Source organism: Nostoc sp. (genome assembly GCF_036917975.1).
Taxonomy (GTDB): Bacteria; Cyanobacteriota; Cyanobacteriia; order Cyanobacteriales; family Nostocaceae; genus Nostoc.
In genome coordinates, this window is record NZ_JBALEJ010000024.1 from 653,601 (window position 1) to 667,239 (window position 13,639).

General features: G+C 43.3%; 10 protein-coding genes. 9 read left to right on the forward strand and 1 reads right to left on the reverse strand.

Translation table 11 applies throughout. The features are described from left to right. Positions 1-225: 225 nt before the first annotated feature. Positions 226-585: a DUF4870 domain-containing protein gene (locus V7K76_RS11455; protein ID WP_334708886.1), complete on the reverse strand. Its 360-nt coding sequence runs from the start codon at positions 583-585 to the stop codon at positions 226-228. Positions 586-709: 124 nt separating this feature from the next. On the opposite strand from V7K76_RS11455, the gene prfC reads away from it, so the two are divergent. From prfC to V7K76_RS11500, 9 genes are all read left to right on the forward strand, one after another. After that, the gene (gene prfC / locus V7K76_RS11460; RefSeq protein WP_334775086.1) at positions 710-2,359 is read left to right on the forward strand and encodes a peptide chain release factor 3; all 1,650 of its coding nucleotides are present in this window, start codon (positions 710-712) and stop codon (positions 2,357-2,359) included. Positions 2,360-2,629: 270 nt separating this feature from the next. After that, positions 2,630-4,927, forward strand: a complete 2,298-nt coding sequence (locus tag V7K76_RS11465) for a M48 family metalloprotease (protein WP_335029777.1) — start codon at positions 2,630-2,632, stop codon at positions 4,925-4,927. A 680-nt stretch (positions 4,928-5,607) separates the two neighbouring features. Beyond that, positions 5,608-6,114, forward strand: a complete 507-nt coding sequence (locus V7K76_RS11470) for an RNA recognition motif domain-containing protein (RefSeq protein WP_179065953.1) — start codon at positions 5,608-5,610, stop codon at positions 6,112-6,114. 735 nt (positions 6,115-6,849) lie between these two features. Next, a complete protein-coding gene (locus tag V7K76_RS11475) occupies positions 6,850-7,290 on the forward strand; it encodes a SufE family protein (RefSeq protein WP_179065954.1) in 441 nt (146 codons plus the stop codon). Positions 7,291-7,377: 87 nt separating this feature from the next. Next, positions 7,378-8,289 (forward strand): alpha/beta fold hydrolase, encoded by a 912-nt coding sequence (locus V7K76_RS11480; RefSeq protein WP_335029778.1) that lies wholly within the window; start codon positions 7,378-7,380, stop codon positions 8,287-8,289. A gap of 438 nt (positions 8,290-8,727) precedes the next feature. Beyond that, positions 8,728-9,699: a CobW family GTP-binding protein gene (locus tag V7K76_RS11485; RefSeq protein WP_094349448.1), complete on the forward strand. Its 972-nt coding sequence runs from the start codon at positions 8,728-8,730 to the stop codon at positions 9,697-9,699. A gap of 104 nt (positions 9,700-9,803) precedes the next feature. Further along, the gene (locus tag V7K76_RS11490) at positions 9,804-10,865 is read left to right on the forward strand and encodes a WD40 repeat domain-containing protein (RefSeq protein ID WP_334775083.1); all 1,062 of its coding nucleotides are present in this window, start codon (positions 9,804-9,806) and stop codon (positions 10,863-10,865) included. Between the two features lie 78 nt (positions 10,866-10,943). After that, complete coding sequence (locus tag V7K76_RS11495; protein ID WP_334775082.1) at positions 10,944-11,216, forward strand: hypothetical protein; 273 nt, start codon at positions 10,944-10,946, stop codon at positions 11,214-11,216. A 786-nt stretch (positions 11,217-12,002) separates the two neighbouring features. Then, positions 12,003-13,607 carry an NAD(P)H-quinone oxidoreductase subunit N gene (locus V7K76_RS11500; RefSeq protein WP_334775081.1) on the forward strand — a complete coding sequence of 535 codons (1,605 nt, stop codon included), beginning with the start codon at positions 12,003-12,005 and terminating at the stop codon, positions 13,605-13,607. The last annotated feature ends 32 nt before the right edge of the window (positions 13,608-13,639 follow it).

Consider the following 13,639-nt stretch of genomic DNA (forward strand, 5'->3'; position numbering starts at 1 on the left):
CGACGGACTGGAAAAAAAACAACATACGAAGCAATTCAAAATTCAAAATGATTAAGACTGTCTGTTAGCAAAATATTGGCGAATTGAGGGTTGAAATTTAAACGCAAAGTGGCGCAGAGGGAAACGCAGAGGCACGCAGAGAATTCGCTACGAATTAATTAAATTTTGTATTTGGTAGCAAATAACTGACAATTATCAATGCCCCATGCCCAATGATAATTTGTGTTAAAAAACCCGGAAAATATAAGGATAACGGAAGGGTATATCAGGATTGCTGAAAACTCCGATGAGCGCCCAAATTGTTAATCCCCAGTGCAGTAGGTATCCTAGACCGGCTAGCGGCCCCAGCAATAATAGAGGTAAGACTAACCAACCGAATAGAAAAAACAACGCTCCTAGAATTCCTCCATAAAGCCAGACATTAAAGTGGAAATTGATGGATTCTCTGGCATTTTCTTTAACAACAGGATCGTCAGATACGAGCAATATGGCAATAGGTATACTTACTGATACCAAAGTTGTGCTGAAAAAAATCGCTCCATGAGACAAGGCAGATAGAAGCTTTCGCTTGTCTGTGTCGTACATTCTTTTCTCCTATTTAGTCAGATTGTTGATTCCACTACGACCCTATCACGAGCATCGTTGTCTTAAGATTAAAAGACTTACTAGAGTCAAAAAAAATTAAGCTAGCTGACAAACAAATACATTTATGTCTACTGAACTTCAGTCTGAACTTATTCAAGCAGTTGAACTTCGCCGCAACTTTGCGATTATATCTCACCCCGATGCAGGTAAGACTACACTAACTGAAAAGCTACTCCTGTACGGAGGGGCAATTCACGAAGCTGGGGCGGTTAAGGCGCGACGGGCACAGCGTAAGGCTACTTCTGATTGGATGGCGATGGAACAACAACGGGGTATTTCCATTACCTCCACGGTGTTGCAATTTGAATACCGGAATTGTCAGATAAATTTATTAGACACGCCGGGACACCAAGATTTCAGTGAAGATACTTACCGTACCCTCGCCGCCGCTGATAATGCCGTGATGTTGATTGATGCGGCAAAAGGTTTGGAACCCCAAACGCGCAAATTGTTTGAAGTGTGTAAATTGCGGGGTATCCCGATTTTTACATTTATCAACAAGCTCGATCGCCCAGGCAGAGAACCTCTGGAATTGTTGGATGAAATTGAGCAAGAATTGGGATTGCAAACCTATGCGGTAAATTGGCCGATTGGTATGGGCGATCGCTTTAAAGGTGTTTTTGATCGGCACAAGCAACAAATTCACCTCTTTGAACGCAGCGCCCACGGCAGCCGAGAAGCCCGTGATACCATAGTGGAATTAGGCGATCCGAGAATAGAAGAACAGCTAGAACAAAGTCTGTACCACCAACTGAAAAATGATCTGGAACTTTTAGAAGGAGTTGGCCCAGAGCTAGATTTACAGTTGGTACACGAAGGCAAAATGACGCCTGTGTTCTTTGGTAGCGCCATGACTAACTTTGGGGTAGAGTTATTCCTTAAGTATTTCCTCGACTATGCCCTCAAACCCGGTTCTCATTACAGCAGTCTTGGCGAAGTTCCCCCCACATACCCGGAGTTTTCGGGGTTTGTCTTTAAGCTGCAAGCAAATATGGACCCGAAACACCGCGATCGCGTGGCATTTATCCGGGTTTGCACTGGTAAGTTTGAAAAAGATATGATGGTCAATCACGCCCGCATTGGTAAACTTATCCGTCTGTCTCGCCCGCAAAAACTCTTTGCTCAAGAGCGAGAATCGATTGATGTGGCTTATCCTGGCGATGTGATCGGTTTGAACAATCCCGGTGTTTTTGCGATCGGGGATACAATTTACACGGGACAAAAACTCGAATATGAGGGGATTCCGTATTTTTCGCCAGAACTGTTCGCTTCTCTGAGGAATCCCAACCCCTCGAAGTCTAAACAATTCCAAAAAGGCGTTGCGGAATTACGCGAAGAAGGTGCTGTGCAAATTATGTATTCAACTGATGAAGCCAAGCGCGATCCAATTTTGGCGGCGGTGGGTCAGTTGCAATTCGAGGTAGTACAGTTTCGCTTACAAAATGAGTATGGTGTAGAAACCATATTAGAGGTATTACCCTATAGTGTCGCCCGTTGGGTTGAGGGTGGTTGGGAAGCATTAGAAAAAGTGGGACGGATTTTCAATACCACTACAGTTAAAGATAGTATGGGACGCCCAGTGTTGCTATTCCGCAATGAATGGAATTGCCAACAGTTATTAGGCGACCATCCAGAGTTAAAATTAAGCGCGTTGGCAGAGCCTGCCGTAGGCATCGCTCCAGTATTTTCTAGTCAACAACCAGTGGAAGAATAATTCAGTAGGAATTTTAGATTTTAGATTTTAGATTTTAGATTATTTTTTGGTTCATACCTCGCCCCTACCCCTAGTGGGCAGAACAAATCCAAAATCCTCAATTTAAAATCCGAAAGTAACCTTGTATTGGGTCAATCCAAAATCCAAAATCCAAAATCCAAAATTGGTTGACAAGCAAAACTTGAGCGCGGTTGATTTCCACGGCATCCGAGGTTCGCGCTTTTGCCCAAACGTGGATCACTTAGAAGAGATTGGAGTGCCAGAATTTGTATGCCTTCACATGCCAAACCGTCTTTGGAGGCTGGTTTAGTTGCCCTCAAGCAGGGAAATTACCAAACAGCGATCGCTCAACTAGAACCTATTGCTAGCAGCCAGAGTAATGGTACTGCTAGTCTACAAGCCCAGGTTGGTTTAGTGATGGCTTTTGCCCGCACTGGCGAAGTTCCCAAAGCGATCGCGATTTCCCAAAACCTCATTGAGAGTAACAACCCACAAGTTCAAGAGTGGGCAACACGCGCTCTCGAACACCTGACAAAACGTAAAAAACCTGAGCAAGAATCAAAAAATGTCGAAACTGGATTTGTTGCCTTTGAGAATTCAAATCCAGATTCAACCCCAGATTCAATCCCAGATTCAACCCCTGTTACTCCCCCAGAAACTCCTACATTAGAGGAAAAGCCAAACGATCAAGTAATCGAAACCAAGAGCAACGAAACCCCACCGATGGTGCCACTACCTAAACTCAAAGCGACAGTAGCGACACCACCACCCCCACCGCCACCGGCTACACCCCTAAACGGCTTCATGGGTTCTGTAACCCGCACTCAAGCTAAACTATTCGGCGTTATTTATTGGCGACAAGCACAACGCGCTAGAGCATGGCAACCACTACGTAAACCAAAATTAATTCCCTTGCGGTTACTTTCAGCAGGAACATTCATTGCCCTATTTTGGGTGATGCGGGAAATGCTCAAGTTAGCAATGGGATGCATCAACCAGACTTTAGTCAAACTTCCTTATCTGGAGCCGTTGCAGCTTTTATATCGCGATCCTACTAAGTTGTTGCTAATAGTATTGGTGATTTTACTTGCAGTATCACCTTGGTTACTGGATCTGCTATTGGCGAACTTGTATGGTCAGCGAGAATTCTCTAAAGATGTATTGAATGCTCATAGCCGTGAAGCCGTTCGGGTGCTACAACGCTGTTGCCAACATCGCCACTGGCCGTTACCCAAACTGCGGATTTTACCAACGGCTGCACCAATTATTCTGACTTATGGTAGTTTACCACGTAATGCCAGGATTGTTGTGAGTCAAGGGCTATTAGAACAACTAGCAGATGATGAAATCGCCATTATTTACGCCACGCAGCTAGGGCATATTGCTCACTGGGATTTTGCTGTAATGTCTTTGTTGCTGCTGGTGACACTACCAATTCATAAGCTATATCAGCAAGTGTCGGAGTTGGGCGACAGAATATCAGCAAAAATTTGGCGCTGGCCGGTGACAATTCTGGCAACTTTAATTTATGGAGTTTGGTGTTTGCTGACTGGAACTGCATTGTGGTTGTCGCAGTTGCGGCTTTATTATAGCGATCGCGTTGCTGCTGAAATTACTGGTAATCCCAATGCCCTAATTCGCGCTTTACTTAAAATTGCCATTGGCGTTGCCGCTGACATCCAAAAAGAAGAAGAGACAAGTTGGCAACTAGAAAGCTTAAATCTCCTGACACCAGTTAGCCACCAGCAGAGTTTATCTTTGGGCACTATTGCCAGCAATTTATCTTTTGAATCATTTTTGAAGTGGGATACTGCCAATCCCTATCGCCGATGGTTTACGATTAATAATAGCCACCCTTTAATGGGCGATCGCATCGAACGCCTCTGCCAAATAGCCCGTCACTGGCATCTAGACACCGAACTACATTTTGCAAGCGAGCCATCAAAGGTGAAGCGTCAGTCTTTCTTATTACAAATCGCTCCTTGGTTGGGAATTCCTCTAGGGGTTTTGTTTGCAGCTTTAGTCTGGCTAACTTGGCAATTAGCATTCGCACTTAAGTTTTTAAATCTAAAGTGGATTTATGAAGATTGGTCTTTCATTACAGGCTGCCTTTTGATTGGCTTTAGCATCGGTACATTAGTGCGGATTAATTCTTTCTTCCCGGATATTAAACCTGCCACTGTCCAAACTGATGACAGCTTACCCAACCTGTTATCTGACCCTTCTGCCTTACCCATTGACAGCATCAGCGTGCGTCTGGTGGGCAAATTATTAGGTCGTCAAGGCACTAGCAACTCCCTAGCGCAAGATTTAATTTTCCAATCCAGCGCGGGTTTGGTGAAATTACACCACATTTCTTGGCTAGGACAGTCAATCAATCACCAGGATCTAATTGGTAGGCAAATTATCGTCACAGGTTGGTTCCGGCGAGGAGCAACACCTTGGATTGATATCCAAACCCTACAAACTCAAAGTGGCAAAACCATTCATAGCCCTCATCCCATTTGGTCTACTTTTTTAGCAGTTGCAGCACAGGCTTGGGGCGCATACGTTTTTCTTACTGGTTAAAGATAGTGCTGAGTGCTGAGTGCTGAGTGAGGAGTGAGGAGTTAAGAGTTATTTAACTCCAAATGAATGACAAATGACAAATCGGAATGTAAACAAAAGTTGCAGGTTTTCTTTACAAGTGTTACATTTATTCACACAAACAATAGCAGCCGATATAACTCAGCACTACTGCTTAGTTGTTAATTCGGATGCTTTTTCCCCTGCTTCATACCTTTTATCCTCCCAACACAGCAGAAAATTAACCAGCCATTGGCTGGTTTTTGTCTCAAAATATGCTCTCTTGAATAAAAAAATGTGTTTCATGTTACGATGCAGTAATACTAAGGCCGGAAATATATGCGCTAAACTAGCTACGTAGAAAATACCGTGGTAATGTAGGGAATGGTATTTGATTCTGCGAAAAAGAGCATGGAAGAAAGCGTGTACTTTAGCAGGCACTAGGCTATTAAATTTACAATTCTTAGAATTAAGGTGTTATTAGCTCACCATAGTGTGAGCCTTTTGATTAAACAAGCTTGATCCCGACGAAAAACTGTATTGTTGTATAGGTTGACAGTTTCGAGCAAAAAAATTGGTTGATGGCAGCCTTGGTCAATAGCATCTATTTAAAAGTTAAAAGCCTAAGCCAAGTGATTGTTTTCTCGCCTTGCCATGTTCATTTAACTCTGGAGGTATAGTTCATGTCCGTTCGCCTATATATAGGTAATCTGCCTAAAGATGAAATAGATCGTCAAGATCTGCAAGCAGTTTTTGCAGCAGAAGGTGATGCTGTAACTACTAAATTAATTAAAGACCGTAAAACTGGCAAATGCCGTGGTTTCGGTTTTCTGACAGTCAACAACGACGAACAAGCTGACGAAATCATTGAAAAATATAATGGTCAGCTGTTCAAAGACACTCCCATTAAGCTAGAGAAGGCATTACCTCGGACAAAGGGTGAAGAGGGCGAGGAGCAAGCTCCTAAACCAGTTACTCTTGCTAGTAGTAGTACCCCGACTCCTAGCCCCAGCAGAGAAGGTAGCCGCCGTGAGAAAAGTTCTAAGAAGCCTCGTCGTGGCGGCGGTGGCGGCGGTTCTCGCGAAAGCAGTACCACAACTACCGATTCAGACGCTATTCGTCCAGATCCTCGTTGGGCTTCGGAATTAGAAAAGCTGAAGCAGATGCTAGCTGCACAAACTACGAATTAATCTGTCAGGGAGAGAAGTTAAAAATTAAAAATCAGAATTTTTTTTGATTTTTAATTTTTAATTGTCGATTGTTATCTAGCTGCTTAGTGAAATCTACTTGCAGCTAATTTTGTAAGAAGAATTCAGAACTCAGGAGTCAGAATTCAGTATGAATTCTGTACGAGTGGGTAATAGCGAAGCGGTAGCAACTATTTTTGAGTCGCGTCTGAATACTGGCTAAAAGCGAGTTGAATAGTGGGCGAAACTTAGGATTAAATACTTTGGTCTTAAAACTCTATTCCTTTATGGGTAGAGTATTCTGAATTCTGTATTCTGACTCCTGGTTTATAATCGCGTAGATGCAGCCCAACCTAGACATCGCCTTGACGCTAGTCACCTGATGCGTACCGTTAGGAGTTAATAGCGTTAAAAATCTCAATCAAATCAAACGATATATAAATTTCACTCAATTATCATACTTACGTAATAGAAAAAGTATATATTGATGCAACTATAGTTTTTGTAAGCTTGCTTATAAAAAAATTAAGTTTTTGTCATTAGAAGCATTAAAAAATTTGAACGATGTGAATGCGGATCGCAGTAATTGTCTGAATTTGACAAGTTATAATCAATAATATTTGTTATAGCTAGCTGATATGGCGACGTGAACCGGAGCGCGTAAGCGCAGCCCGCCGTAGGCATCGCTCTAAAGATAATTTAAACTCAAAGTGGTACCGATCGTTTGCTGCTTCTGTTATGTCCTCAACTCTAGATTCTTTGCCACCTGCGCTAGCTAAAATTGTCCAGCGCTTTCAACGCGCTTCTGAACCGAAGCGGCGCTACGAACAGCTAATCTGGTATGCTCAGAAGCTCAATGAGTTCCCAGAAGCCGATAAATTACCCGAAAATAAAGTTCCTGGTTGCGTGTCTCAAGTTTATATCACCGCAGCCTTGGATGACGGTAAGGTTATATTTCAGGGCGATTCCGATTCCCAGTTAACTAAAGGATTAGTAGGGCTTCTGGTTGAAGGATTGCAGGGACTAACGCCAACTGAGATTGTCCAACTTACCCCAGATTTTATTCAAGAAACAGGTTTAAACGTTAGTCTGACACCTTCCCGTGCTAATGGATTTTACAACATTTTTAAAACCATGCAAAAAAAAGCATTGGAATGTAAGTTAGATTTGCCTAACTAAACTTGGTTATTAGTCATTGGTCATTGGTCATTTGCAAAGGATAAAGGACAACTGACAAATAACGTACAACTACCAAAATTTAGTCTTATGTCAACCAATGTATTATCTACCTTTGCTGCTACTGCCTTTGGTGGAGTAGTTCAAGAATATCTCTGGAACTGGGAAAATCAGCAATTACGCGTTGTGTATGAAACCCTTGGTAAAGGTTCACCGCTATTGCTACTACCATCTTTCAGCAGTGTTTCGACGCGCTTGGAAATGGGCGAACTTGCCAAGTTACTAGCTCCCCATTTTCAAGTTATAGCCATAGATTGGCCTGGATTTGGTGAATCTTCTCGCCCTAGTTTGAATTATCGACCGGAAATATATCAGCACTTTCTGGAAGATTTTGTCAAAGCTGTTTTTAATACTCCCATTACCGTGGTGGCGGCTGGCCATGCTGCTAGTTACGTTTTACAATTAGCTGTGAAATCGGCTGTTTTCTCAAAGATTGTATTGTTAGCTCCTACTTGGCGTGGGCCTTTGCCGACAATGGGGGCAAGTCAGCAAATAGCTGGAATTGTGAGAGAATTGGTGCGATCGCCTATACTTGGTCAAGCTCTCTACAAACTCAATACTGCCCCATCTTTATTAAGTTTTATGTACCGTCGTCATGTCTTTACTGACGCAGCTAAAATTACACCCAGTTTCATTGAGAAGAAGTGGCAAACAACTCAACAACCAGGAGCGCGATTTGCATCTGCTGCCTTTGTAACTGGTAATCTTGATGCTGTACACGCACAATCTGATTTTTTAGAACTTGTACAGTCTTTAACCGTACCACTCATGGTAGTAATTGGGGAATCTAGCCCCCCCAAATCACGAGAAGAAATGAACGCTTTGGTAGCCTTACCAGGAGTGAGAAGTGTTGTTATCCCTGGTTCTCTGGGACTACATGAAGAATATCCAGCAGTTGTTTTAGAAGCAATTCAAGATTTTTTGTTCTTCCCAGAAAATTAAATTTTCACATTGCACCTTGGTGCGAGACTAAGATTATAGAACTAGCCCTTTCAAGATGGGTAAAAATATTGGTCAATAAATTCTTTTAAACCGCAGAGGCGCAGAGGACACAGAGAGAAGCAAATGCAGTTCTCGCACTTTTTCTCTCTGCGCTCTCTGCGGTTCGTAAAAAAAATCACTTTGACAAAGAGTGCTAACTTTAACCCAACCGTATTGCCCGCAGTGTGGGTCGGCTTGTATGCCATATTCCTACCAGCTACCCCAACTTATGAATATTTATTACTTATTACAGATGCCTAAAAATAAAATGTTTCCTGATTAAATTATGTGATTATTTTACTGAAACCCAAAATAACAGCAAGTTCGCACAAAAAAATAAAAACAATTATCATAGGCGATAATGATTATCCATAAGGTGAGATAAGGGGAATTTAGAGTATGGTGGCTGACGTAATCAACAATTCAGTTCCCGTTACTGTTCTTACAGGATATTTGGGAGCAGGTAAAACGACTTTACTCAATCACATCCTCACCTACGAACACGGCAAAAAAGTTGCTGTGATTGTTAATGAATTTGGGGAAGTGGGTATTGATAATCAATTGATTATCGATGCAGATGAAGAAATTTTTGAAATGAATAATGGCTGTATCTGTTGTACAGTGCGCGGCGATTTAATTCGCATCATTGGCAATTTGATGAAGCGGCGCGATAAATTTGACCATTTAGTAATTGAAACAACTGGATTAGCCGATCCAGCACCAGTGATTCAGACATTTTTTGTAGATGAAGATTTACAAAGCCAACTGTCTTTAGATGCGGTGGTGACAGTCGTAGATGCCAAGCATATTTGGCAGCACTGGGATGCCGATGAAGCACAGGAACAGATTGCCTTTGCCGATGTAATTTTACTTAATAAAACAGATTTGGTAGCGCCAGAAGAGTTGGATGAATTAGAAAAACGGATTCGGGCGATGAATGCGATCGCAAAAATCTACCGCACCCAAAATTCTGAACTAGGAATGGATGCTTTATTAGGTGTCAAAGCCTTTGATTTAGATCGCGCATTAGAAATTGATCCAGATTTCTTAGGTGAAGATGCCCACGTACACGATGAAACTGTCTTTTCAGTGGCTTTAGTAGAAGCGGGTGCAGTCGATGGAGAAAAGTTAAACACTTGGCTTTCGGAGTTACTGCGTACCCAAGGGCCAGATATTTTTCGGATGAAAGGCATTTTAAATATTGCTGGAGAAGACAATCGATTTGTATTCCAAGGAGTACACATGATATTTGATGGCAAACCCGATCGCCCCTGGAAACCCAGCGAAACTCCCAAAAACGAACTAGTCTTCATTGGTCGCAACCTTGATGCAGCCCAACTCAAGCAAGATTTTCTCGCCTGTCTTGCTTAAAAAGGGATTGGGGACTGGGGATTGGGTATTGGGAAGAATTTAGTCCTTAGTCCCCAGTCCCTAATCCCTAGTCCCCAGTCCCCAGTACCCAGTACCCAATAACTATGAACACCACAACCAGCAAATCTAAGGAATTTGAACAACACTATTCGGGGACACTTTCAGATTATGTAACTGCGATCGCTTGGTCGCCACAAGGTCAAACTTTAGCAGCAACTTCTGCCGCCGGGGAAGTCGTTTTGTGGAATGATGGCGAACTCACAACCTTACAAACTGGTAATGGTAAATCGGTAGACTGTCTGGCTTTTTCGACCGATGGCAAATTTTTAGCCGTTGGCGGACAAGATGGACAGGTGAAAATTTGGCGCGACACTGAATTAATCGCCACGCTGGAAAATGCCCCTGCATGGGTTGACAAACTAGCTTGGAATTACACCAGTAACCAACTAGCTTTTAGTTTGGGGCGTTACGTCCAAGTTTGGGATGCAGATACTCGTGAAATTGTCGTGACGCTGAATTTCGATAACTCTTCAGTATTGGGTATAGATTGGCGCATTGACGGACAATACTTAGCCATTAGTGGTTATAAGGGAGTCAAGATTTGGCATAGTCAAAACTGGGATGAAGAACCATACAACCTAGATATGACTACCGTCAGTTTAGCAATGGCTTGGTCGCCCGATGGCAAATTTCTCGCTTCTGGGAACATGGATCGCAGTGTTACCGTTTTAGAATGGAACAACCCCGACCCTTGGGTAATGCGTGGTTTCCCTGGTAAAATTCGTCAATTGGCATGGTCAGAAGCTATTACGAAAGTGGGTGCGCCAATACTGGCATCTTCTAGCGTTGAAGGTATTATAGTGTGGGAAAAGCTAGAGGATGATACTTTAGGTTGGGAAGCACGAGTATTAACAAATCATGTAGGTGTGATTAATGCGATCGCCTTTGCACCGAAAAGCTTCCTTCTCGCTTCTGCGGCGGCTGACGGCTGGTTATGTTTGTGGAACAAAGCCAAGGAAGTATCCCAAATTATCACAGGTGTCTCAGCAGGATTTTCTAGCCTCGCTTGGCATCCCCAAGGTAAGTTATTGGCCGCAGGCGGTGAACAGGGCGAATTAGTTATTTGGTCAAAGATTTTGCGGGGTCAAGGATTCGGGCGTAGTTAAGCAATACTTAGTAATTAAAATTGAAGCTGGGCAATTTATTAGCTATGCTGTATCAGCCAAGCTATCTTTGTGTAAATTATGAACATAGTCAAACTGATTTTACTTGCCTGTCCCGCATTTCTGGTATCCATGCTGCTGATAGTCAATCCAGCAAACGCATCCAGCCTGAAATCTTTATACGCTACCCAAATTATGACGGTAGTATCTACACAACAAATTCCCGATCTGGCAATACCAAACTTGATTCAAACATCTCATCCGATTATTGATCAACTTGGTTGCAATTGTGCCAACTGTGTTCAGTCTAAATTTCAGTCGCTACAAGGCAAGCTGCCATCAGTCGGTTTTTGATAAAGTTAGGAGTTATGAATATTGTAGGGGCACAGCATTGATTATTGGTGTCAACTTAAGCTGAAACCCTTTTAAAATCTCGTTTCCAGCCTCCGGCTGGAAATGCTGCTCTTGGCGGCTCTGCCGCCAGTAAAGAGAGGCGGAGCCTCAAAGACAAGCATTCCCAGTCGGAGACTGGGAACGAGGCAATCTAAAAGCTAGTTCTAGACTTGGTTTCACGTTAAGTTGACACCTATGAGCATTGCTATGCCCTTACTAATTATTAACAAACTCCGTGGGTTTAAGTCCCCCGGTTCAATAACCGGCAAGTTTTGGGTCGGGGTCTAAATAAATCCCCGGACGCGACGCTCGAGTACTCGCTTGCCGCCGGCGCTATCGCAGACTCGCTTTGCGCGTCGCTTTCACAAAACTTACTTGCGACTTGCGACTTGCGACTTGCGACTTGTTTTAATGAGCTTTTTGTACATAGCGATCGCACCTGCGTATGATTTATGTAATCAAGATTAAGTAGGGGCAATACCCTGCGGGAAGCCGCTTTGCGTCTACATAAATTGCCCCTACCGCATGGTCTAATTACCTAAAAATAGCTGTAAAAAGCAAGATGAAAGTTTTTAGGTGAATCCCTAAATACTGAGAAACCTGCTGGTAAGCCAGTGAAGTTAGTGCAATCGCCATCTGCACCCAAGCTGTTAAGCTCTTGTTAAAAGAGCTAGTCCGGGGATTAGAAAACTTGCTAGAGTGAACAGAGTTAGCCTTAATGTCTAATCGCCAAAACCTATACATCTCATGGATTTTGCTAATATTGCATCCCAGCTAAACGCTGGAACGATTTTGCCAGAGGGGATTGTTATTCTCACCCTCTTGGGGGTTTTGATAGTTGATTTGATTTTGGGGCGTACATCCGCGCGCTGGATTGGATATCTAGCGATCGCAGGTTTATTTGCTTCGATTATCGCCCTATACTTTCAATGGGACTCTCCTAATCCCATCTCTTTCACCGGTGGCTTTAATGGTGATGACCTGAGTATCGTCTTTCGCGGTATTATTGCCTTGTCTGCGATCGCCACTATACTGATGTCAATTCGCTACGTTGAGCAGAGTGGCACTGCTTTAGCCGAATTCATCGCTATTTTGCTCAGTGCTACTTTGGGAGGTATGTTTTTATCTGGGGCTAGTGAGTTGGTGATGATTTTCATCTCGCTAGAAACCCTGAGTATTTCCTCTTACTTGTTGACAGGTTATACCAAGCGTGACCCCCGCTCCAATGAAGCGGCGCTGAAATACTTGTTAATTGGAGCTTCCAGTACAGCAATATTTTTGTACGGTGTATCCCTGCTGTATGGACTATCTGGAGGACAAACTGAACTAAGTGCGATCGCTAATGGCATTGCCACAGCAAAAGTGGGACAATCTTTAGGTTTAGTGATTGCCTTAGTTTTTGCGATCGCAGGTATTGGCTTCAAAATCTCCGCTGCACCCTTCCACCAGTGGACACCAGACGTTTACGAAGGCGCACCCACCCCAGTCATCGCCTTTTTATCTGTCGGTTCCAAAGCAGCTGGGTTTGCCCTAGCCATCCGCTTGCTAACAACAGCCTTCCCTCTCGTTGCTGACGAGTGGAGGTTTGTCTTCACTGCTCTAGCCGTTCTCAGCATGATTTTGGGTAACGTAGTCGCCTTAGCCCAAACCAGCATGAAACGGATGCTAGCTTATTCATCCATTGCCCAAGCTGGGTTTGTGATGATTGGCTTGATTGCTGGTACACAGGCGGGTTATGCCAGTATGGTATTTTACCTACTGGTTTACTTATTCATGAACCTGTGCGGCTTTACCTGCATCATTCTGTTCTCACTACGCACGGGAACCGACCAGATTGCCGAATACTCTGGCTTATATCAAAAAGACCCACTCCTAACACTCGCCTTGAGTATCTCCCTGCTTTCCTTGGGTGGTATCCCGCCATTAGCTGGGTTTTTCGGCAAGATTTACTTATTCTGGGCAGGTTGGCAAGCCGGACTTTATTGGTTAGTCTTGTTGGGCTTAGTTACCAGCGTCGTCTCCATCTACTACTACATTCGCGTAGTTAAAATGATGGTAGTCAAAGAACCCCATGAAATGTCCGAGGCAGTGAAGAATTATCCACAAGTGCGTTGGGATTTACCTGGGCTAAGACCTTTGCAGGTCGGTTTGGTGGTAACATTAATTGCCACTACTGTCGCAGGAATTTTGTCAAATCCACTGTTTACATTGGCTAACAATTCCATCTCCCATACCCCATTTTTGCAAGCAACAATCAACAGTAATGTAAAAGCACAAAATCTAGTGCTTTTGCCAAAGTTAGATTCGGTTAGTCAGTCTCAACCCTCAGTTGATTCTACTGCTAAGATTTAACCGAGTCTCAACGAAACTTCGTACTCAAAGAC

What these genes read in the sequence shown, in the direction of transcription:
- V7K76_RS11455 (WP_334708886.1), bottom strand. Translation starts at nt 585, where the DNA reads ATGTACGACACAGACAAGCGAAAGCTTCTATCTGCCTTGTCTCATGGA.
- prfC (WP_334775086.1), top strand. Translation starts at nt 710, where the DNA reads ATGTCTACTGAACTTCAGTCTGAACTTATTCAAGCAGTTGAACTTCGC.
- V7K76_RS11465 (WP_335029777.1), top strand. Translation starts at nt 2,630, where the DNA reads ATGCCTTCACATGCCAAACCGTCTTTGGAGGCTGGTTTAGTTGCCCTC.
- V7K76_RS11470 (WP_179065953.1), top strand. Translation starts at nt 5,608, where the DNA reads ATGTCCGTTCGCCTATATATAGGTAATCTGCCTAAAGATGAAATAGAT.
- V7K76_RS11475 (WP_179065954.1), top strand. Translation starts at nt 6,850, where the DNA reads ATGTCCTCAACTCTAGATTCTTTGCCACCTGCGCTAGCTAAAATTGTC.
- V7K76_RS11480 (WP_335029778.1), top strand. Translation starts at nt 7,378, where the DNA reads ATGTCAACCAATGTATTATCTACCTTTGCTGCTACTGCCTTTGGTGGA.
- V7K76_RS11485 (WP_094349448.1), top strand. Translation starts at nt 8,728, where the DNA reads ATGGTGGCTGACGTAATCAACAATTCAGTTCCCGTTACTGTTCTTACA.
- V7K76_RS11490 (WP_334775083.1), top strand. Translation starts at nt 9,804, where the DNA reads ATGAACACCACAACCAGCAAATCTAAGGAATTTGAACAACACTATTCG.
- V7K76_RS11495 (WP_334775082.1), top strand. Translation starts at nt 10,944, where the DNA reads ATGAACATAGTCAAACTGATTTTACTTGCCTGTCCCGCATTTCTGGTA.
- V7K76_RS11500 (WP_334775081.1), top strand. Translation starts at nt 12,003, where the DNA reads ATGGATTTTGCTAATATTGCATCCCAGCTAAACGCTGGAACGATTTTG.